General features: G+C 55.5%; 16 protein-coding genes. 3 read left to right on the top strand and 13 right to left on the bottom strand.

Translation table 11 applies throughout. The features are described 5' to 3' along the window. Positions 1–34 precede the first annotated feature (34 nt). Together ESZ91_RS07460 and ESZ91_RS07455 are read right to left on the bottom strand one after the other, a co-directional pair. Positions 35–1,630: a CTP synthase gene (locus tag ESZ91_RS07460; RefSeq protein ID WP_129225717.1), complete on the bottom strand. Its 1,596-nt coding sequence runs from the start codon at positions 1,628–1,630 to the stop codon at positions 35–37. A 10-nt stretch (positions 1,631–1,640) separates the two neighbouring features. Next, complete coding sequence (locus tag ESZ91_RS07455) at positions 1,641–2,912, bottom strand: adenylosuccinate synthase (RefSeq protein WP_129225715.1); 1,272 nt, start codon at positions 2,910–2,912, stop codon at positions 1,641–1,643. 161 nt (positions 2,913–3,073) lie between these two features. Here ESZ91_RS07455 and ESZ91_RS07450 point away from each other — a divergent pair, with 161 nt between their 5' ends. Further along, positions 3,074–3,817, top strand: coding sequence for a putative ABC transporter permease (locus ESZ91_RS07450; protein ID WP_129225713.1), 744 nt, complete (start codon positions 3,074–3,076; stop codon positions 3,815–3,817). A 43-nt stretch (positions 3,818–3,860) separates the two neighbouring features. Here ESZ91_RS07450 and ESZ91_RS07445 read toward each other — a convergent pair whose 3' ends face one another. From ESZ91_RS07445 to tyrS, 8 genes are all read right to left on the bottom strand, one after another. After that, positions 3,861–4,211, bottom strand: coding sequence for a type II toxin-antitoxin system PemK/MazF family toxin (locus ESZ91_RS07445; RefSeq protein ID WP_129225711.1), 351 nt, complete (start codon positions 4,209–4,211; stop codon positions 3,861–3,863). A 115-nt stretch (positions 4,212–4,326) separates the two neighbouring features. After that, a complete protein-coding gene (locus tag ESZ91_RS07440) occupies positions 4,327–5,823 on the bottom strand; it encodes an NAD(P)H-hydrate dehydratase (RefSeq protein WP_129225709.1) in 1,497 nt (498 codons plus the stop codon). Between the two features lie 2 nt (positions 5,824–5,825). Continuing rightward, the gene (locus ESZ91_RS07435) at positions 5,826–6,446 is read right to left on the bottom strand and encodes a RecX family transcriptional regulator (RefSeq protein WP_129225707.1); all 621 of its coding nucleotides are present in this window, start codon (positions 6,444–6,446) and stop codon (positions 5,826–5,828) included. A 51-nt stretch (positions 6,447–6,497) separates the two neighbouring features. Beyond that, on the bottom strand, positions 6,498–6,842 hold the full coding sequence (locus tag ESZ91_RS07430; protein WP_129225705.1) for a hypothetical protein: 345 nt from the start codon (positions 6,840–6,842) through the stop codon (positions 6,498–6,500). Continuing rightward, complete coding sequence (locus ESZ91_RS07425; RefSeq protein WP_129225703.1) at positions 6,839–7,897, bottom strand: branched-chain amino acid aminotransferase; 1,059 nt, start codon at positions 7,895–7,897, stop codon at positions 6,839–6,841. Before ESZ91_RS07425 ends, ESZ91_RS07430 begins: the two co-directional genes overlap by 4 nt. A 133-nt stretch (positions 7,898–8,030) precedes the next feature. After that, positions 8,031–8,843 carry a YdbT family protein gene (locus tag ESZ91_RS07420; RefSeq protein WP_129225701.1) on the bottom strand — a complete coding sequence of 271 codons (813 nt, stop codon included), beginning with the start codon at positions 8,841–8,843 and terminating at the stop codon, positions 8,031–8,033. A gap of 16 nt (positions 8,844–8,859) precedes the next feature. Beyond that, on the bottom strand, positions 8,860–9,492 hold the full coding sequence (locus tag ESZ91_RS07415; protein WP_129225699.1) for a YigZ family protein: 633 nt from the start codon (positions 9,490–9,492) through the stop codon (positions 8,860–8,862). Next, complete coding sequence (gene tyrS, locus ESZ91_RS07410; RefSeq protein WP_129225697.1) at positions 9,489–10,703, bottom strand: tyrosine--tRNA ligase; 1,215 nt, start codon at positions 10,701–10,703, stop codon at positions 9,489–9,491. Before tyrS ends, ESZ91_RS07415 begins: the two co-directional genes overlap by 4 nt. Positions 10,704–10,923: 220 nt before the next feature. On the opposite strand from tyrS, the gene ESZ91_RS07405 reads away from it, so the two are divergent. After that, entirely contained in the window at positions 10,924–11,625 is a 702-nt protein-coding gene (locus tag ESZ91_RS07405) for an iron-sulfur cluster assembly scaffold protein (protein WP_129225695.1), read from the top strand. Between the two features lie 15 nt (positions 11,626–11,640). After that, complete coding sequence (locus tag ESZ91_RS07400; RefSeq protein WP_129225693.1) at positions 11,641–12,645, top strand: GGGtGRT protein; 1,005 nt, start codon at positions 11,641–11,643, stop codon at positions 12,643–12,645. A 101-nt stretch (positions 12,646–12,746) separates the two neighbouring features. Here the strand turns inward: ESZ91_RS07400 and ESZ91_RS07395 are convergent, their stop codons facing one another. The 3 genes from ESZ91_RS07395 to ESZ91_RS07385 are packed head-to-tail and all read right to left on the bottom strand — an operon-like array spanning position 12,747 to position 22,322. Further along, positions 12,747–18,293 carry a transglutaminase domain-containing protein gene (locus tag ESZ91_RS07395; RefSeq protein WP_129225690.1) on the bottom strand — a complete coding sequence of 1,849 codons (5,547 nt, stop codon included), beginning with the start codon at positions 18,291–18,293 and terminating at the stop codon, positions 12,747–12,749. 18 nt (positions 18,294–18,311) lie between these two features. Continuing rightward, positions 18,312–20,933 (bottom strand): transglutaminase-like domain-containing protein, encoded by a 2,622-nt coding sequence (locus ESZ91_RS07390; RefSeq protein WP_129225688.1) that lies wholly within the window; start codon positions 20,931–20,933, stop codon positions 18,312–18,314. Between the two features lie 15 nt (positions 20,934–20,948). After that, complete coding sequence (locus ESZ91_RS07385) at positions 20,949–22,322, bottom strand: AAA family ATPase (RefSeq protein WP_161971096.1); 1,374 nt, start codon at positions 22,320–22,322, stop codon at positions 20,949–20,951. Positions 22,323–22,324: the final 2 nt, after the last annotated feature.

The following is a 22,324-nucleotide window of genomic DNA, read 5'->3' as shown; positions in this document are numbered from 1 at the left end:
TGTCAAACACTCTTGCGCGCCCTGCAAGAAAAATTCACGAATTTTTCAGAGCCGCGCGGATAAAGCCCGCAAAGAGCGGGTGCGGCGCGTTGGGGCGGGATTTGAATTCGGGATGGAACTGTACGCCCACGTAAAAGCGCTTTTCGGGAAGTTCTACCGCCTCCACGAGTTTTCCGTCGGGCGAAACGCCCGAAATACAGAGCCCTTTTTCCTGCAATTCTTCGCGGTACTCGTTGTTGAATTCGTAGCGGTGACGGTGCCGTTCGGAAATCAAAGAAGCGCCGTACAGATTTTCGAGGAGCGTACCGTTTTGTACCGCGCACGGATAAGCGCCCAGACGCATGGTACCGCCCATCTTCACGCCGTGCTGGTCGGGCATCAGATCGATGACGGGATGGGAACTGTTTTTTGCGAATTCCGAAGAGGCGGCGTCCGCCCAGCCGACGACGTTTCTCGCAAATTCGATGACGGCGATCTGCATGCCGAGGCAGATACCCAAAAAGGGAATATCCTTTTCGCGCGCGTACTTCGCCGCGACGAGTTTACCCTCGACGCCGCGGTTCCCGAAGCCGCCGGGCACCAAAATGCCGTCCGCTTCCCGCAAAACTTTTTCCGCGTTCTCCTCGGTCAGTTTTTCCGTATCCGTCCAGAGGATCTCCACGCGCGCACCGTTTTCGAATCCCGCGTGCGTGAGCGCCTCCGCAACGGAAAGATAGGCGTCGTGCAGCCGCACGTATTTGCCGCAGAGCGCGATCTTGACCGAACGCGCGCGCGAAGCCGCCTGCCCGAGCATGCGATGCCAATCGCTAAGGTCGGGCTCGCGGTCGGCAAGCCCCAGGATACGGCAGACCGTGGAGGCGAGTTTTTCTTTTTCCAGCATGACGGGCGCTTCGTACAAAAGCGGCAGCGTGCGGTTTTCCACCACGCAGTCCCTGCCGACGTTGCAGAACATGGCGATCTTTTCGCGGATCTCTTCGGGCAGAGGCTCGTCCACGCGCGCGACGATGACGTCGGGACGGATCCCCATCCCCTGCAACTCGCGCACGGAATGCTGCGTGGGCTTGGATTTGAATTCGCACGAACCCGCGATATACGGCACGAGCGTCACGTGGATGAAACAGCAGTTTTCCCTTCCGATCTCCATGGAAATCTGGCGGATCGCCTCGATAAAGGGCTGGCTCTCGATGTCGCCCGTGGTGCCGCCGATCTCTGTGATCGCCACGTCCGCGCCGCTGTGCGCGCCTACGTTATAGATAAAGGACTTGATCTCGTTGGTGATATGCGGAATGACCTGCACCGTCTGTCCCAGATACTCGCCGTTTCTTTCCTTGTTCAAAACGTTCCAGTACACTTTGCCCGTCGTCAGGTTGGAATATCTGTTCAGGTTTTCGTCGATGAACCGCTCGTAATGCCCGAGGTCCAGATCGGTCTCCGCTCCGTCCTCGGTCACGAACACTTCTCCGTGCTGATACGGGCTCATGGTGCCCGGGTCGATATTGATATACGGGTCGAGTTTCTGCGCCGTCACTTTGTAACCGCGCGCCTTCAAGAGCCTTCCCAGGCTCGCCGCCGTGATGCCCTTCCCCAGCCCGGAAACGACGCCGCCCGTCACAAATATATATTTCGTCATAAAAACGCCCCTACATTTCCACAAACGCGTCGCGCTCCGCGCCTACCGACACGTAGCGGATCTTACACGCGCATTCCTCTTCCAGCCGCGCGATATAGGCGAGCGCCTCTTTGGGAAGATCGCCCTTTTTGCGGCAGGCGGAAATATCGCGGTTCCAGCCCTGCACCGTTTCGAAAACCGGCTCGCAGGAATCGAGCAGGTCGGGGAAAGGAAACTCGGTCAGTTTTTTGCCGTCCAACCGATAGGCGGTGCAGATCTCCAATTCCTTGAACCCCGACAAAACGTCGAGTTTCGTGAGCGCGATCTCGTCCGCGCCCTGCATGCGGATCCCGTAGCGGGAAGCGACCGCGTCGAACGGGCCTACCCTTCTCGGCCGACCCGTCGCGGCGCCGTATTCGCCGCCCGCCTCGCGCAGCGTATGCGCCTTTTCCCCGAAATATTCGGCGGTGAACGGCCCTTCGCCCACGCAGGTGGAATACGCTTTCATAATGCCGATCGTGCGATCGAGTTTCAGATTCGGCACGCCCGCGCCGATGGGCGCATAAGCCGCGATGGTATTCGACGACGAGGTATAGGGATAGATGCCGAAATCGATATCTCTAAGCGCCCCCAACTGCGCCTCGAAGAGGATCTTCTTTCCCTGTCTGTGCGCCTCGCTCAGATACAGCCCCGTATCCGTGATATAGTCGGAAAGCGGAAGCCCGAACTGTTCGAAATAGTGCAGGATCTCTTCCACGCTCGTCCCTTCTGCGCCGTACGCGCCCTGCAATGTGAGATTTTTCCAGTCCACGATATCGGGAACGCGCTTTTTCAGCCGATCCCATTCTTTGAGTTCGCCAATGCGGAAGGCTTTTTTGAGATACTTGTCCGCGTACACGGGCGCGATGCCGCGCTTTGTCGAGCCGAATTTTTTATCGGCGAGGCGCTCTTCTTCCAGACAGTCCTGCGCCACGTTGTAGGGCATCGTGACGACCGCGCGGTCGCTGATTTTCAGATTTTCGGGAGAGATTTTCACGCCCGCCTCGCGCAGTCTGCGCATTTCGCCCGCAAGATGGCGGATGTCTACGACCATGCCCGGACCCATCACGCACGCCACGTTTTCGCGCAAAATGCCCGAAGGCAGCAGATTTAAAATAAACTTTCCCCGTTCGTTGATGACGGTGTGCCCCGCATTGTTGCCGCCCTGATAACGGCACACCACGTCGTAATCGGAGGACAGCAAGTCCACCATTCTTCCCTTTCCCTCGTCGCCCCAGTTGATGCCCACGATCGATGTTAACATAAATACTCCTTTGGCTGTTTTTTCCTTTCTTCCCTATTATAAACGCCGCGCACGCACTCCGTCAAGCGCGCAGGCAAAAGCCGAAACCTTGTAATTTTCAATAGAAAGTATAAGCAGGAATTATTGCAAATATCTTTTTGCCGTGCTATAATATTTTTATCATGAATAATGTCATTCTCGGCTCGTTCGATCTGTACGAACTGTTCGTCTATTTTTTCGTATATTCCTTTATCGGCTGGTGCAGCGAAGTCGTGTTCGCGGCGGTCAAACACGGAAAATTCGTCAACCGCGGCTTTTTAAACGGGCCTTTATGCCCCATCTACGGCGCGGGCGCGGTATGTATTCTCCTCGCGCTCACCCCGCTGCAAAAGGGTCGGTCGTGGGATTTTCTCGCCGTGTTCGCGTGCTCGGCGCTTTTATGTTCCGCGCTGGAATTTTTTACGGGATTTATCATGGAAAAATTCTTTCACCGCAAATGGTGGGATTACGGCGACAGGCGCTTCAACCTGATGAGTTACGTGTGTCTGGAAATGACGCTTTTATGGGGCTTTGCGTGTCTTCTGCTCATGTACGTACTGCATCCCGCGATCGCGGCGGTCTTTTCGCATATCCCGTACAAGGCGGGATTCTGGCTCCTGATGGCGGCGATCGCCCTGTTTATCGTCGATCTCTTCTTTACCGTATTGCAGGTCACGAGCCTCGGCAAGAAGATGCGCGAACTGGAAAACATCAACAAAAAACTGCGCGCGGGATCGGATTTCATCGGCGAAAAACTGTACGGCATCACAGCCAAGAGCGAGGCGCGCGTCGCCGCTTTGAAACAAAAGATCGAAAAGAGCCGTCTCGGGAAGGCTTTTCCGAAACTGATCAAAGAACACAAAAAAGACGAAACCAAGAAACAATGAGGAAACGGGACGCAAAATTTTGCGTCCCGTAGTTTTTTCCCGTTTAATTGACTTTGCATCCCAGACTGATTAAAAGCGCGCTGTCCACGTCGCGCATGGTTTTGGCGGGGAGTTCGCCGATGCGCTCTTTCAAGCGGCGCTTATCCAAGGTGCGGATCTGTTCGAGCAGAATGACGGAGTCCTTCGCCAATCCGTAATTGGCGCAAGGAAGTTCGATGTGAGTGGGAAGTTTGGCTTTGTTGATCTTGCTCGTAACGGCCGCCGCTATGATCGTCGGGGAGTACTTGTTGCCAATATCGTTTTGCACGACGAGCACCGGCCTTACGCCGCCCTGCTCGCTGCCGACTACGGGACTTAGATCGGCATAATACAGTTCTCCCCTTTTGATATCCATTTCGTACCTCTCAAAATTTTTTTCGGGTACTTCCCCCTCTTTTCCATTATATGTAGAAATCACGCGGAATGATTTCGAGGAAAGTTGCCCGTACTCGATTTTTGACAGGAAACGCTTATTTTATACGCGCGAGCGATTCTAATTTTTTGACGGTCTTAGGGATCTCCTGCAAGAGGTCGGAAGCGCACACGCCGTATTCGCCCAGTGTCTGGGAAAGAGAAATTGCGCTTTCGCCCAAAATGAACGACGCGCAGGCGCACGCAAGGAGAGTATCGTCCGTGCGCGCCGCGATCGCCGCCGTCAGGCCCGCGAGCACGTCGCCGCTGCCGCCCTTGGCGAGGGCGGGAGAACCCGCGCTGCTGACCGCCGCGCGGCTTTGATCGCTTATCAGCGTCGCGTTGCTTTTGAGCATGAGCGTCACGCCGTATCTTTTTGCGAACGCGCGGGCGAGCGCCGCGCCGTTTTCGCAAACCTCCTGCACCGTCGTTTGGCACAGCCTGGAAAATTCCTTGACGTGCGGCGTCAGAATGACCGTGCAGCGCTTGTTTTCGAGCGCGTTCACGCCGAACTCCGCCAGCGAATTGAGCGCGTCCGCGTCGAGTACGAGCGTACCCGTAAAATGTTCGAGAAGATAGCGGACGATGCGATAAATTTCCCGATCCTTGCAGCAGCCCATACCGACGGCGATGCTGTCCGACTGCGCGGCGATTTCCGAAAGCGCCGCCTCATCATAGGCGAGCACGCCGTTTGCGGAAGGCATTTTTTGCAGAATGGCTTCGGGATATTTTCCGATGAGCGGGGAAAAGATACAGTCGGGCACGCACAGGCGCACATAGCCCGCCCCCGCTTTGAACGCGCTCATGCCCAAAAGGGGCGCGCCCGAATAGCGCTCGCTGCCGCCTAAAATCGCAACGCGGCCGTAATCGCCCTTATTCGAACGGCTCTTCCGTTTGGGAAAAAGCGCGCAAAGATCCTTCGGGGCGTACATCCGCATATAATCTTTTTCGGGCAGAACGATGCCGATATCGCACACGCGCAATTCGCCGCAGAGATCGGGCCCGTCATTGAATAGGTGCCCCGCCTTGAACTCGCCGATGACCGCCGTCATATCGGCGCGCACCGCCTCGCCCGCACATAAGCCGTTGTCGCCGGCAAGCCCGCTCGGAATATCCGCCGCCAGCACGAACGCGCCGCTTTCGTTGATCTCTTTGACGATCTGCGCCGCCCGTTCGTTCAGCGTTCCGTGAAAACCCGTTCCGTACAGACAGTCTATGACAAGCCCGTAACCTTTTTTCAGAGTATTGATCCGCGGCGTCCTGCATCGCGCATTTTCCAGTTGACATTCCACCGTTTTGGGGGGAAACGCCTCGAACACGACGACGGAGAACCCTTTTTTCGCCAAAATACGCGCGGCGCAATACCCGTCGCCGCCGTTGTTCCCGCTGCCGCAGACTACTGCGACGCTCTTTTCGGAAAGATAAGAAAGCGCCTTTTCGGCAAGTTTGGCGACCGCCTTTCCCGCGCGCTCCATCAGCGTGCGGGAAGATACGCCGCTTTCCATGGTAAACTCGTCCGCTGCGCGCATTTCCGCGTTCGTCAGCACGTATCTCATCGCTATTCCTCCTCCGTTTCCGCGCCGAGGCGTTCGAGCGCGGCCCTCGCGTCGTCGTAATCGAACCCCTTGCCCATCAGGTATTTAAAACCTCTGGACAGATTTTCCCGCGAAAATTCGCGGTTTTTCATGTACTTGGAAAGGACTGCGAACGCGGAATCCGCGCCCCCTTCCAGCGAGGCGAGCGCCTCCTCGACGCACTCCGCTTTCGCGCCCCGCTTTTTCAGTTCCGCTTCCAGAAGCCTGCGCCCCTTGGTCTTGGAGGCGGAGGCGAGATAGGCGCGGCAGTATTCGGCGTCGTCCACATATCCGTAGCCTTCCAGCCGTTCGCGCACGTATTCGCACACGGCGGGCACGTAACCCTTCTTTTTAAGATAGTCCGTCACCTGCCGCCCCGTCTTCATGCTCGCGGACAAAAAATTGAGCGCGCGGTCCATTGCCTCGGACTTTTCGTTTTCCAACTGGATCTCGTCTAAAAACGCTTTTTCCACGTGCTGCCCGACTTTCAGGCGGCTCCTGACTGCCGTTTCCAGTTTCATGCCGCAGTAAAAACTGCCGTCCACGTAGATATTGCAGCGGTTTTTATCCTTGACCTGCGGCGAAATTTCGGTGATTTCGGACATAGTTTCTCCTCAATAGAAATACCGCACCGAAGATCGGTGCGATAATAAAATTTATTCCGCTGTCAGAAACAGCATTTTTTCTTTGAGCGATGCGGGGTACTGTTTTGCAAGGCTCTCCCCCACGCGCTTTAAATACGCATCGTTCGCGTGATGAAACACGAACCGCATGGGCTCGCTCTCGGTATCGAAAGAAAAATCGTAGGCGACTTCGGCATCGATGCAGCACCGTTTCAGCCCGTCCTTGATACAGGAGCGGACGAAAATATAATCGTCGGTGTCCTCGTCGTCCTTCACGATGACGTCCAGATAAAAATCGCTGCGCGTCTGAAATTCGTTCCAGAACTTGGCGATCGTCTTTTCATTCGGTTTTTTCTCGAATAATTTTGCGAAGATCAAAGTTTTACCACCCAGTTATGCGTATCGGCAAGCCGTCCCGTCTGAATGCCCGTTATGGTGTCGTACAGCCATTTGGTGATCTTGCCCATCTCGTTATTATTCACGACGTAATCTCTGCCCTTGTATTCCATCATGCCCACGGGCGAGATGACCGCCGCGGTGCCCGTGCCGAACGCCTCGTCCAGTTTTCCCGCAGCCTGCGCCTCAATGACTTCGTCAATGGAAATTTTGCGCTCGCTCACTTTATAGCCGTTGGCTTTCAACAACTCGATGCAACTCTTTCTCGTAATGCCGGGGAGAATGGAGCCGGTCAGCATGGGAGTGATCACTTCTCCGTCGATGACGAAGAACATATTCATGGAGCCGACTTCCTCCACGTATTTTTTCTCGTTGGCGTCCAGCCACAGCACCTGGTCGAAGCCCTTTTTCGCAGCCTCTTCGCCCGCCCTCAAAGAAACGGCGTAGTTGGCGATACACTTCGCCTCGCCCGTACCGCCCACGGTCGCACGGGTGTAGAAATCCTCCACCAAAAGGCGCGTGGGCGCCAGTCCGTGCGCGTAGTAACTGCCTACGGGCGACAGGATGATAAAGAACAGGTATTCGGTGCCCGCGTGCACGCCGAGCGCCACGTTGGTCGCAACGATGCTGGGACGGATATAGAGCGCCGTGCCGGGCGAGGTGGGTATCCAGTCCTTTTCGATCTTCAAAAGTTCGAAAAGCCCTTCGAGCACGAGTTTTTCGTCGATCTCGGGAATGCACATGCGAACCGCCGAACGGTTCATTCTCTTGAAATTCTCTTCGGGACGGAATACGCGGATCTCGCCCTTCTCGTTTTTAAAGGCTTTCAGACCTTCGAAAATGCCCTGCGCGTAATGGAACACGGTGGTGGCGAGATCGAAGGCGATGGGACGGTGCGGTTCGATCTGCGCATCGTACCAGCCCTGTCCGACTTTGTATTTCATCGTGAACATATAGTCGGTAAAAATTTTGCCGAAACCGAGTTTGCTTTCGTCCGTCGGTTTTTGTTTCAACACGTCTGCCTGAATGAATTTCATACCGTTTATCTCTCCGTAAATTTAAGGCGTTTTCACGCGCCTTTATTTTTTTATCCTATTATACCACGCCCGCCCGCTTTTGTAAACAATTTATAAAATTGATAATTTTAATCGTATCCATCGATTTTTTCGATCAGAATTTCATAAAACCGCAAAGCCAATCGATATCGTCGATTTCTTTGCGTATATCCGCGCGTTCCGGCGCGCTCAGATAGCGCTTGCTTTTCCGCTCTTCACCCGCGCCCGCCGCAAAGGAAGAGTTCTGCGTGGCCTGTTTTTTCTTATAGTCGTAGGCGATGCCCACGCTCGCAATGATGATGAATACGATAACGACAAGAAAAAAAACGATTCCCGTCGCCACATTTACCATAGAAGATGTTTCCGACAATATGGCAAAGACAATAAAAAAGACGACGACGATCGGGATCAGCGCCCACAGCCATGTATGCTTCTTCTTCGTTTCCTTTTCGCCGCTTTCTATGTACGAAACATCCGCGTCCGCGGCTTTGATGCGGTTTACGAGCGTTTCTCTCCGCTCTGCGAGCGTCTTGCCGTGCGTTTTATAGAGTTGCGCGCGCTCCGAGGCGCTCATCTTTTGAAACGCCTCTTTCGCGTCGCCGCGCACGGAGTCGAATTGCGAAAGGTCGGTCAGTCCCTTGGTCCTTTGCAAAACTTTCCGCCACGGCGCACGCCAGTTTTCTTCTTCCGCTTGTAGATCCGCGGCTTTCGGCTCCGCGGCGGTTTCCGTCAAAGGCGCGTCGGTCTTTTCGCTTTGCTCCGATTGGTCCGTTACGGGCGCCGAAAGCGCTTTTTCTTCCTCTTCGAGCGCCGCTTTCGCCTGCGCTACGTCGATAAAGGACATGCACTCGGGACAGATATCCGTCGTCGCGTAATCGTACACGGAGATCCGCTTGCCGCACTTGTAACACTTCACTTCCGTTTTCATATTCTCTCTCCCCCGATCATTCGGACGCAAACGCGAAAATAAATTCGTCCTGTTTTTCGACGCGGACCCTGCCCGCCGTAAAATCGACGATTTTTGCGGCGAAAGCCTCTTCTTCGCGCGAACGCACCGCAACGGTCAGGCGCACGCAGTCGGAATACTGCGCGTCGGCGAGCGTCCAGCCGTTCGCCGAAATATATTTTCTGACGGCGTCCGAAAGTTCGTAACCCAACGTCAGCATATAGCGCGCGCACGGCTCGAAAAACCGCTTTTCCGCTCCGTCCAGGCACTCGGACGCGGCGCCCGAATAGGCGCGCACAAGACCGCCCGCGCCCAGTTTCACGCCGCCGAAATAGCGGGTGACGACGACGGCCGTCTGATAGAGTTTTTTGCCGCGCAGAGCGTCCAGAATGGGCATGCCCGCCGTGCCCTGCGGCTCCCCGTCGTCGGAAAACCGCATGAGAGTGCCGAGCGTATCCGCGACGAACGCATAACAATGGTGCGTCGCGTCGGGAAACTCCGTTCTGACGCGCGCGAGAAATGCGCGCGCCTCCTCTTCGCTTTCGACGTGCGAACACGTCGAAATAAAGCGCGAACGCTCGATCACTTTTTCCGAACGGTACTCGGTAAAGACGCTATAAACGCCCTTCATTTCATGAGTATGCGGATATGCACTTTTTTGCCCTTATGCAGGACGAATTCGCCTTTTTCGCGGGCATTTCGGGGGATCTGCGCGTTCACGTCGGATATTTTTTCGTCGTCTATGCGCACGCCGCCGCCCTCGATGAGCCTTCTCGCCTCGCTCTTGGACTTTGCGGCGTTTGCGAGCACCATCGCGTCGCACACGCTTTCGGTATCTGCGGGGATCTCCGCCGAGGGCATATTCTCCGCGTCGCCCCCGAATGCGGCTTTCGCCTGTTTCGCCGCGTCCTCCGCCTTTTCTTCGCCGTGCACCATTTTCGTAAGTTCCATGGCGAGGCGCTCTTTCGCCGCGTTGATGCGCTCGTCCTGATGCGCGCACAACTCCGCGATCTCTTCGAGCGGCAAAAAGGTGAGAAGTTTCAGGCATTTTTCCACGTCCGCGTCGTCCACGTTTCTCCAATACTGATAGAATTCGTAAGGGCTCGTTTTGTTCTCGTCCAGCCAGACGGCGCCCTTCGCCGTTTTACCCATTTTACGACCGTCCGAGGTTGTGAGAAGCGTGAACGTCATCGCGAACGCGGGCTGCTGCTCCTTGCGGCGGATGAGGTCCGCGCCCGCGAGGATATTGCTCCACTGGTCGTCGCCGCCCAGTTCGAGTTTACAGCCGTATTTTTTATAGAGCACGAGAAAATCGTACGCCTGCATGAGCATATAGTTGAATTCGAAGAAGGAAAGCCCTCTCTCGTAACGCGACTTGAAACATTCCGCCGAAAGCATCTTGTTCACGGAAAAATGCACGCCGATGTCGCGCAAAAACTCTATATAGTTGAGATTCATCAGCCAGTCGGCGTTGTTGACCATCAACGCGCCGTTTTCGCCCTCGAAATCGATAAACTTCGACATTTGCTTTTTGAAACATTCGCAGTGAAAGTCGACGGTCTCGCGCGTCATCATCGAGCGCATATCCGTTCGCCCCGAAGGGTCGCCGATCATGCCCGTGCCGCCGCCGATGAGCGCGATGGGCCGATGCCCCGCGTCCTGCATGTGTTTCATGGCGATCAGTTGCAAAAAGTGCCCCACGTGCAGGCTGTCCGCAGTGGGGTCGAACCCGATATAAAATGGAACGCTCTCGCTGCCGAGGAGTTTATAAAGATCCTCCTCGAAAACCGTCTGCTTGATAAAGCCGCGCTCGCGCAGCGTGTCCATGACATTCTTTTTCATTGCTCAAAACTCCGATATATTTACTTTAATTACCTTAATTTTAGCACATTACGCGCCGTTTGTAAACCCAATGCGCGATGATTCGCCCAAATCTTCTTTTGAAAACAGCAAAAAGCACCGCGCAAAATATTGAAAAATTTCCCCGACTATGGTATAATTTAACTCGGTTATGCTTAAAAAGCAAATTCTGTAGGTTATTAAATGTATCGGAGGAATAAAAATGCAATATTCACGCGAAGTTGAAGAGATGATTTGCGTTGCCAAGGGCCCCAACCACGGCCCCGCCCCCATTCCCGAAGAGGGAAAATGGATCCAGGCAAAAGAGATCAAAGACATTTCCGGCTTGACGCACGGCGTCGGCTGGTGCGCGCCGCAGCAGGGAGCGTGCAAACTTACCCTGAACGTCAAACAGGGCGTCATTCAGGAAGCGCTCGTGGAGACCATCGGCTGCTCGGGCATGACGCACAGCGCGGCGATGGCGGCGGAAGTTCTCCCCAATAAGACCATTCTGGAAGCGCTCAACACCGATCTTGTGTGCGACGCCATCAACACCGCGATGAGAGAGTTGTTCCTCCAGATCGTGTACGGCAGAAGCCAGTCCGCCTTTTCCGACGACGGCCTCGTGATCGGCGCGGGCCTCGAAGATCTGGGCAAAGGCAACCGTTCGCAGGTGGGCACCATGTACTCCACCGCGAAAAAGGGCGTACGCTATCTCGAAATGACCGACGGCTACGTGACCCGCCTCGCGCTCGACAAGGACGATCAGGTGATCGGCTACGAATTTATCAATTTCGGCAAGATGATGGATTTCATCAAAGGCGGCATGTCCACGGACGACGCGTTCAAGAAAGCGCAGGGACATTACGGCAGATTCGAGAAAGCGGACGGGGCGGTCAAGTATATCGATCCCCGCAAACAGTAAGGAGGTACACGGAATATGAGTATCACGTTCGAAGGTTACGAGAGAAGGATCAAACAGATCCGTCCCGTCATGGATAAATACGGCATCAAAGATTTCGAAGACGCGAAAAAGATCTGCAACGACAAGGGTTTCGACCCCTACGAGATCGTAAAGAGCGTACAGCCCATCGCCTTTGAAAACGCGGGCTGGGCATACACGCTCGGCGCGGCGATCGCCATCAAGAAAGGCTGTACGAAAGCAGCAGACGCGGCGGAGGCCGTCGGCGAAGGCTTGCAGGCGTTCTGCATCCCCGGTTCGGTCGCCGACCAGAGAAAGGTGGGCGTGGGCCACGGTAACCTCGCCGCCATGCTGCTGCGCGAAGAGACCAAATGTTTCTGCTTCCTCGCGGGCCACGAATCGTTCGCGGCGGCGGAAGGCGCCATCGGCATCGCGAAAAACGCGAACAAAGTGCGCAAACAGCCCCTGAAAGTCATTTTGAACGGTCTCGGCAAAGACGCGGCGTTCATCATTTCCAGGATCAACGGCTTCACCTACGTGCAGACCAAATACGATTACTATACGGGCAAAGTGACCATCGTGAGCGAAACGCCGTATTCGGACGGCGAGCGCGCCAAAGTGCGCTGCTACGGCGCGGACGACGTGAACGAGGGCGTGGCGATCATGCGCCTCGAAGACGTGGACGTTTCCATCACGGGCAACTCCACCAACCCCACCCGTTTCCAGCACCCCGTCGCGGGCACCTATAAAAAGTGGACGGTCGAAAACGGCAAGAAATATTTCTCCGTTGCCTCGGGCGGCGGCACAGGCAGAACGCTGCACCCCGACAACATGGCGGCGGGCCCCGCGAGTTACGGTCTGACCGACACGATGGGCAGAATGCACTCCGACGCGCAGTTCGCCGGTTCCTCTTCCGTTCCCGCGCACGTGGAAATGATGGGACTGATCGGCATGGGCAACAACCCGATGGTCGGCGCTTCCGTCGCAGTCGCGGTCGCCGTGCAAGAGGCTATGACAAAGTAACCGATATTTAAGATTTTTGTGGGATTTGCGGATTTTTTCCGCAAATCCCCTTTTTTTTACGACGAAAAAGAGGGATACGGAAATTCCGTATCCCTCTTTTCCTAATCGCTGAGAATGCTTAAAGTACCGAATCGAACCGCGATCCGATAATTTTTCGTGACGTCTTTGCCTGCGGTGTTGACGATCCTGACGTCGCTCATGCTGTTGGGAATTTCTCCGATGTCGGTGATGGAAGACGTCATTTTCAAGGATAGCGTATGATTTTCCGCAAGACTGCCTTCCGAGATCCAGTACTCGCCGCAAGTCAAGGGCGTGCCGTCGTACACTTTGCTTTCAGACATGCTCGAAAGCGCGACCTTGCGGCGGCTCACCATCATCAGGGTTTCCGTATCGAAACATACGTAAAAACCGCCCGTGCATTCGACGCCCGCTCCGTCTACGATCTGCAGCGGCAAAGCGTACAGCGTATCTTCGCTCAAAATCCCCGCATCGGTCATGCCCACGCCCGCAAGGTTCAGTCGGAGCGTGTATCCCGTCGGAAGTCCCGTCACATAGTATTCGTCTTTTTGATAGACGAGCGGCGTGCCGTCGTAGTACTTTTGCAGGCTGTACGGGTGCACCGTGACGACCTGCTCCTCCACGACGCGCAGCATGCCCTGCCGAAAGACGAATTTGATTTTTTCCTCTTTCTGCCCGTTCGGCCGATACAGCGAAAAGGATACGATCGACGATCTGCTCTGTCCGATCTCCGTCCGGCTTCCATCGAATTCCGCACTGTAAGAATAGCCTTCGAAGAGAAGTTCCCGAAGCGTCAATCTGTCTTTCCCTGCGCCCTCGGCCGCGTCCGCATACAGCGGACTCCCGTCGTATTGTTTCACGGCGTCGACAGGCTTGATCTCAATCGTCCGCGGTAAAAAACCGATGTTGGCGTCTTCGCCGCTGCCGCCGAACACAGGCCCCGCGCCGGTCACTTCGACCTGCACCCAGCCCAAACCGTCGATATACACCTCCACCCAGGCATGCGCGTTCGCGCCGTAGATATCCGTCCACTGTCCCGCGCTGACGTCCCCTGCGTAACCGATGGTATATCTCGCGGGAATGCCCAGCGCGCGGTACAGCATGGTCGCCGCGCTCGCAAAGTGACGACACACGCCCTCCTTGTAATCGCGCAAAAAACTGACGACCTGATCGCTCTCGCCGTTCATGAGCCTATTGTACGATAAGTTGTACTGCGCGGCGTTCTGAATGTAATCGGCAACGTCTTTTATAATATCGTCGTCGTTCCTGTCAAACCCTTCTTTTGCAATGACTTTTTTCAGATACGCCAGCGTGGAACCGGGGATCTGCAAATAATTTTGCTTCACATAGAATCGATACGCCATTTCCGCGTCGCGGTATTCCCCGAGATCGACGTTCAATCTGCCCTGCGAAACGTAATCGTAGGGATAATATTGCAATTCGTATATCGCTCTCGAATCGCCCTGGTACCACACGTCGCTCGCCTGGATCGTATAGTCGTATTCGCCCAACCCCATATAATAGGGCAAGAAATAGTCGTTACTCTTCGCGTCGATACGGATGAGCGAACTTACATACCCCGCCTTTTCCAGAGCGACGCCCGTGAGATAATTGAGATTGTAATCGTTGTCCAGACGGCCTTCGTAACTGGACGCTCTGTTCCAGCGGATCCCGGTATAATCCCCGTAACTCATCACACGCAGATATATTTTACCGCCGAATTCCGAATAGACCTTGGCGGCTATACGCTCTTCGCCGCCTCCGCCATCGTTTCCGCCATCGCCGCCAGAGCCGCCTTGTCCGCCCCAGTCGCCGATATTCCCGTCCTTATCGAGTTCTGAGCCGCCCTGGCCCTCATAATCCGATTCGACGATCTCTAAAAAGCCATAATCGTACTCGATGAGATAATTTTCGGAAACGTCAAAACCATTCGCGACCACGCCGATATCCAAAACGTTGGTTTTTACGCCGACGTCGAAAATATACGTATAGCCGTAAACTCTGGTTTCGTGCCCTTGCGCGAGCGTATAATCGCTCTTGTCGGAAATCCGATGTCCGCGGTCAGAATGCAACCTGCCGTCATACGGCCAGGAATTGCTGTTCGTTTCGACCAAGATCGGGCGCGGCGTAACGGCCAATATCCCGTATTCATATTCGACGCGGATGTAATCGGAAACATTTTCGCCCGTAGGACCGAGCACGGTGACGGAAACGGTATTTAAAACCTTGTTCACGTTTGTGACACTTCCGTCACAGGAGATCTCCACGCTGTACGTATCGGGAAGAGTGTTTTCGCATTCATAGAGCGCGCAGGTCAAGGGCGTGCCGTCGTACACCTTTTCGGCGGCGTGCGTCTTGATATACAGCATGCCGTCGGGAATCTGCACGACGAGCAAACCGCTCTCCGTGACGATATTGTAATTCGCGGTCACGTCGCGGCTGCCCGAGAAGATCTGTACTTTATCAACGACATTGGGAATTTTGCCGATCTCGGTGATCGAACCGCGCATGGACACTTTCGCCCGCTCGCCCTCTGCTACGGCGGGCGTCAAACTTTCCAAAGGCGAAGTAATACTGTAATCCGCACAGGTAAGAGGCGTGCCGTCGTACTGTTTCTCCGCGCTGCCCGCCGTGATTATGATGGGACGCGCGATCACTTCGATAACGCCGTCGGCAAACTCCAACGCATAATTAAAGGTAACGTTCCGCCCGTCTTCCAGGATACGGACGCGGTCCTCGACGACCGTATTGGCTTGCGTGCCTACATCCGTTCGGCTGCCGAGCGTGTCCGCATACAGCGCGTGCCAATTCAGCATACCGCGCTCCGGATCGTAAGAAACTTCTTCCGCAGTCGCATAACGGTTGGACTGCGGTCTGCCGTTGTAATAATCGCGCAGGCTCGCCGCTGTGATGAGGACGGGGCGGGGCGTAATGATCAGAACGCCCGTCAGGAAAGTGACTTCGTAATCAAAAGTCACGTCCCTGCCGTTCCCGTCGAAGATCGCGAACTCCGAAACAAAGCCCACGCCCGTGCCCACGTCCGTCTGTGAGCCCTCCGTCAAATACATGGGCGTGTGTCCCTCGACGATCGGCGGTTCACAGGAAGAAGTCACGGTTATGCCGAACGTGCTGAGCGGACGGCCGTCGTACACCTTTTCGTTATCCTGCACCTTGACCGTGATCGGGCGGGGCGTCACTTCCAGCGTGCCCCATATGTAAGAGATCAGATAGTTGAAGGTCACCTCCCTGCCGCCGTCGTATATTGCGACGAGTACGGAGTTCTCCGTTTCCCCCACGTCGGTGATCTCGTTCGCCCAGACCGCAGTCGAAACGTGCCCTTCCACGAGCGGATACTCGCTGTCCTTGGATAGGGAATGTTCCCCGTTGCTGTGCGGCGCGCCGTCATATACGAACGTATGGCTGCCCGACGCGATCTCGATCGGACGGCGCTTGACAGTCAGAGTTCCGTTCAAAAGTCTGATCTTATAATTGAACGTGACGTCGCGCTCGCCGTCGAACACTTGATACTGATCTATGCGGTTGATACCGAGACCCGCGTCCGTCTGTGAGCCGCGGTAATGCGCAACGCCGCGGTGATTCAACACGAGCGCCGCTCCGTATTCGCACGTAACTTCGCACTCTTCCACGACGAGGGGCTTGCCGTCGTAAATTTTTTCCGCGCTGCCCGCCGTGACCGTAACGGGACGGGGTTTCACCGTCAGCGCGCCCTCCGCAAAGGATATCAGGTAATTGAACGTCACGTCGCGGTTTCCGTCGGTAACGGTAAATTCTTTGACGCGGTTCGTGCCCGTTCCCGCGTCCGTCTGCGCGCCCTCGTTCACGGCTACGCCCGTCTGATTTTCTACGATTGCGGCGCCGTATTCGCTGCGCGCGGTAAATTTGTCTGTCGTAAGCGGCGTGCCGTCGTATATTTTTTCATCGCTGCCCGCCGTGACCTCTATGGGACGGGGCGTCACCGTCAGCGTGCCCGTCACGTAAGATATATCGTAACTTTCGGTCACTTCCCGCCCGTCTTTGGCAAAGACGCGCACGTCGAGCGCGTTATCGGCCGAACCGCAATCGCTCAGTCCCGCGCCCCATTCGACGCGCGTTTCATCCCCGTCCGCAAGCGCGTATGCGCTCAGATCGGACAGAAAATGCGCGAAGTCCGTATGTAATTTGCCGTCGTACACCCAGGAATTTCCCGCGGTTTCGATGACGACGGGACGCCGCGTCACCGTCAGTGTGCCCTTACGGTAAGCAACGGCGTAATTGCCCGTGACGTCTTTTCCCGTTTCGTCAAAGATACAAATGCTCGTCGCGTTCTCTTTCGTCCCCGCTTCTACGATCTCGTCGGGTACGCCCAAAGCATGGCTGTGCCCCGCAAGCAGACCGCTTTGCTCGTTTTCGCCGTCGCAAACGGTATACGCGGGATTCCGATGCGCCGCCCCGTCGTACATCCAGATGCCGCTGCCCGTCGAAACGGAGAGCGGGCGCGGCTGGACGGTGAGTTGCCCGCATTCGTAAAAGATTTGATAATTTTCGGAAACGTCTTTTCCCGCGTCGTCGCGCACGAGAAAGCCGAGGTAATTGTCAGCCGTTTTCGCATCGGTGACTTCGCAGAGTTCCGAAACGGATATAGAGTGCCCCGATAAAAGCCCCGAATCTTCTTTGGGTTCCTGAATTTCAAAACCGTCGCAGGACAGGGGCGTGCCGTCGTACACCTTTTCGGCGCCGTAAGTCGTTACGTACAGCGGACGCGCCTGCACCGTCAGTTTCCCGGGTACGAGGTCGATATTATAATTTCCCGTGACGTCCAGACCTTCCGCCTCTTTTACGATCCTGATCTCGGGAATATTTTCGCTCTCGCCCTCGTCCGTACGGCCCGCGCGGAAGGTAGCGACGATCTTATCGCCCTCGGCGAGCGGCGTCGATCGGCTCAGTTCGTAGCCGTCGAAGGTCAGTTCGCTCCCGTCGTAAATTTTGTCGGCATTTTGCACCGTCACGGTGATATCGCGCGGAATGAAACCGATCGTCGAAGTCAGAGCATGAAAGACGTAGCAATCCGTCACGTCCGTACCGTCCGCGCTCGTGACCGTAATGGAAGAAACGTCGGCGGTCACAGTGGAATCGGGTTTAGACGGGTCGCCGTACACAAAGCGCGCGCAATGGATCTCGTCCTCGTACGCGAGCGGCGCAAAAACAGAGGGAACTTCGCCGTATCCGACTTTTTTCTGAGAAACGGAAACTTCCGCTTCTTTGGGCGCGACGGTAAATCCGTGCGCAGTTCCGTAGCGTTTTGTGCCGAACGGTCCCTTTGCGACCGCACGCACGCGGTAATCTCCCGCGCGCAGCGCCATATCCTGCGACCACTCGTCCGAGCCTTCGGCGCTGAATTCGTACTTGACGCCGCCGAACACAGCGTCCGCCCGATAACCGAGTTCTTCCCCGTAAGCGATCGTTGCAGGGCATGCGGCTACTTCGTACACGATCCCCTGAATGGAAACGAGCACGGTGATCACAGTGAGGATCAATGCTAAAACGGCAATGATCGGCACGCGGAAGCGCTTGATGAAATCAAGCACGTTCGCAAGTTTAACGACTTTGCGTCGGTAATCGTCGTAAAGCATATATTCCTCCTTGTTTTTTTACGCGGGGTGCACGATCAGCGTACCCGTGCGGAATCCGATCGAATAATTGCCCGTCACGTCGTTCCCGTTTTCATCGAAAATGACGATGGAACTGACGACGTTGTCACACCTTCCCACATTCGTCTGCGATCCTGTCACGGTGACAGCCGCTCTATGCCCATGCGCGAGCGCGGTATCGTATTCCGATTGGATATAGTAAGAACGATTGGTCAACGGAGCGCCGTCGTACGCCTTTTCCGCGCTGCCCGCAGACACGACGATGCTGCGCGGCGTCACTTCCAGAACGCCGTAATCGGCGTTGATCTTATAGAACTGCGTCACGTCCTTACCGTTTTCGTCGGTGATGCGAACCTCCGTTTCGTTCAGGCTGCGCCCGACGTCGGTGCGGCTGCCGACCGTTTTGACGGAAGCGGCATGCCCGAATAAGAGTTCGCCGCGCAGATCCCACGCAGGGTTTTCAAGGGGCGTCCCGTCGTACAGTTTGGAGCCGCCCTCCGTGGAAACGGAAATCTCCACGAGATATACCTGTAATTTCCCCTTTTCGCAGATGACGGTAAAGAGGTCTGTCACGTCTTTTCCCGAAGAGTTGAAAAGACGGAACGAAACGATGGTACTCTCTCCGATGCCCGCATCCCGCCTCGATCCCGTCACGATTGCGGAGTAGGTGTAGCCGTGCGCAAGATAGTCGCTGATACCCTGCACTTTGCCCGACGGAACGAGGGTGTTTACCCCGTCGAATTTCATATATTCGTTGACGGGCTTGATGCGCAGGATCCCGTTGTTTCCTCCCGAGCCCGCGCCTCCGCCGTCCTCGAAATCTCCGCCAGCGCCGTCCAGAGCGGGCCCCGCGCCCGTCACTTCCACCTGCACCCAGCCCGTGCCGTCGATATAGACCTCCGTCCAGGCATGCGCGTTGGAAATGCTGACAGGCGTCCACACCCCCGCCGCGGCATTTGCCGTATATCCGATCGTATAACGCGCGGGAATGCCCAGCGCGCGGTATATGAGCGTTGCGGCGCTCGCGTAGTGCTGGCAGATGCCTTCCCGATAATCCTTTAAAAAACTCACGACGATATCGCTCTCGCCGTCCAGCGTTTTGTCGTAATCCGCATTGTACTTCGCGGCTTTCCGAACGAAATCCGCCACTTTTTGCACGATATCTTTGTCGTTTTTGCTGAATCCTTCGCGCCTGACGAGCGTTTGCAGATATTCGTTGGTGGACGCGGGTACGAAAAGATACTGCCCGCGCACGAAATCAGCGTACGCGTTCTCCGCGCCCGCATACGAGCCGAGCCCCGCCGCAAGCGGGCCGTTCTCGATATAATCGTAACGATAATAGTACAGTTCGTAGATACCGTCCACATTGCCCCGATACGCCACGTCGCTCGTCTGTATCGCATAATTTAGGGGCGCGGCTTCCATATAATACGGCAATAGATAATCCCCGCCCATGGTATCGACGCGCATGCGTCCGCTTTCGAAACCGCTCGCTTTCAGCGCGACGCCCGTCAGATAATTGAAACTGTATTTGCCGTCTAAAAGTTTGGAATATTCTTCCGCTTCACTCCATCGGTTGCCGTTGTAATCCCCGAAACTCATCAATCGAAGATATATTTGCCCGCCCATATCGGACAGAACGCGAAGGGCCGCCTTGTCGTTATCCTGATTCGGGTCGCCGCCGTCGATCTTGCCGTCCGTATCCAGTTTTTCGCCGTCGCCGCCGGGCACAGCGGGCGTATCGTCCGTTACGACCAATACGCCCTCCTGTTTTGTGACCGCATAGTTATTCGTAACGTCTTTTGCGCCGTCGTACACGACGACTTCGGCAATGGTATTGGCGCTTTCCCCGACCGCCTGCCGCTCGCCCGAAACGCTGACCGAAAGTTTGTGCCCGCCGACGGGCTGCGTGAGGGAAACGAGTTCCCACTCGTCGCAAATGAGGGGCAGTCCGTCGTACGCTTTTTCCGCGCTGCCGGAACGGATGGTGAGATTGCGCGGCGTAATCGTCAGTTCGCCGTAATGATATGCGAATGTATAGTTGGAAGTCACATCTCTCGTCCCGTCGGATACGACGATCTCGGAAATATAATTTTCGCTCACGCCGACGTCTACCCTTTCCGCTGGCATTTCGACGCGCGTAAATTTATGCCCCGCCAACAGCCCCGTTTTGGAAGTTATTTTATATTCGGGACAGGCGAGCGCCGTGCCGTCGTACACTTTCGTGCCCGAGAGCGTGGATACGGTAATGCCGATCGGCTTGACGGTGAGCGTGCCGAACAGGTATTCGATCGAGTAATCGGACGAAACGTCCGATCCGTTCCCGTCGACGACTTTTGCGGAAAAGGTATTCTTGCCCGTGCCCGCGTCCGTGCGGCTGCCCGTCATATCGACGAGAATGCGCTGTCCGTCGGACAATTCGCCGCTCACGAGTTCCCAATGGTCGTCGGTGTGCGCCGTACCGTCGTAGACGAATTCCTGCGAACCGGACATGATCACGAGCGAAGGTTTTTTCGAACCCGTCCCCCCGCCCGCGAACAGCGCCAGCAGAACGATCGCGGCCAGGATCACGCCAATCGCGATCGAACCGAGGATATATATATATTTCGTTCTTTTCGTCACAGGCGGCCTCCTTGTTTACGCGCTTCTGCCCAAACGGCGCACTATCTCTTTACATTGCGATAAGTTTTCTTCCCCGAACAGTTCGTCCATGTATCTGCACAGGTTTTCCGCGTTGTTGCGAAGATATACGGGATTCTGCATGCCCAGTTTGCGCATCACTTTCTTCGCCAGGATATCGTCCAGCGCGTTTAATTCTTCTCCCCCGCACGCCACGTACGCGGGAACGTATCTCTCTATCTGGTAGCGGATCCGGTTTCCGAACGTCACGCGGAAATGCTCCGTCATGAAATCGTCCAGTTGCCGCAAGCGGCGGCGGTTCCGCTCCGTCAGCCCGTATTCTTCCTGCGCCTCTTTCACAAGTTCCTTAAATCGCTTTGCCGTGATCTTCACGCCTTCGGGCCGTTCCGCGGAAAACGCCTGCGCCTTTTTATCCAGATCCAACACCATCGCCCTGTCGTATACTTTATCCGAGATCGCGAACGTCGAATCGTCGTTGTTCGCCGTACCGATGAACCACATGTTTTCAGGCAGCCGCACGTGACCGTCTTTCAGTTGTTTCGGGTCGTTCTTCCACTCGTCGCTCACCACCGTCAACAGCCGTTCTTCCGCGTTCGGCAGTTCCAACAGCGACAAAAACTCCGCAAAATAGTATTCCACGCGCGCGATATTCATTTCGTCCAACACCGTGATATAGATCTGCTCGCTGTAATTCGCCTCGTATATCTTTTTCAGCAAGTCCGTTTCGTTGAATCGCTTGGTGAATTCGTTGTAATAGCCTATCAGGTCCGTCCTTTCTTTCCACATGGGCTGTACGGGGATGACCGTCGAGGTGTTCCCCAGAAACTCGCCGAACGCGAACGCAAGCGACGTTTTGCCCGTGCCCGACATTCCCTGCAATATCAGGATATGCGATACCGCCATGCCAGCGATAAAGCGGCGGATATCCTCTATCTCGTAATACAATCTCAGTTTCCCAGCGGCATAGTCGCGGAACGTTTCGCAGAACTCTTTCAAGCCGATGCGCCCGTTGAACTCCCCGCCCGCATAGCGCGTCTTTTCCTCGTCGATGCGGCACAACCCGTCAAAACGCCTGCGGTTGGTTTTTTTCACTTCCGTTTTGGTTTGTTCTACCGTTTCGGCAACGATTTGCAGGGGTTCTGGCTCCTCCTTGCGGTTCAGATACAAGACAGCGAGCAAGCCCCCCAGCAAGATCGGCACCAGGATCAGCAATGCGACAACGGCGATCGCGCCCCCCTCCGACGTTTCGGGCGCGGCGGAAGAACTGAAATAAAGCCCCATGGAAATTCCCATCAGCACGACGACCGCGGCGATGGCGATCAATACGGCAAAATATTTCTTTTTGAGTTTCGGTAGTTTCAGATTTTTCATAT

Source organism: Candidatus Borkfalkia ceftriaxoniphila (assembly GCF_004134775.1).
Classification (GTDB): domain Bacteria; phylum Bacillota; class Clostridia; order Christensenellales; family Borkfalkiaceae; genus Borkfalkia; species Borkfalkia ceftriaxoniphila.
The sequence above is the reverse complement of the archived record's forward strand: the minus strand, read 5'-3'. Positions and strand labels throughout refer to the sequence as shown.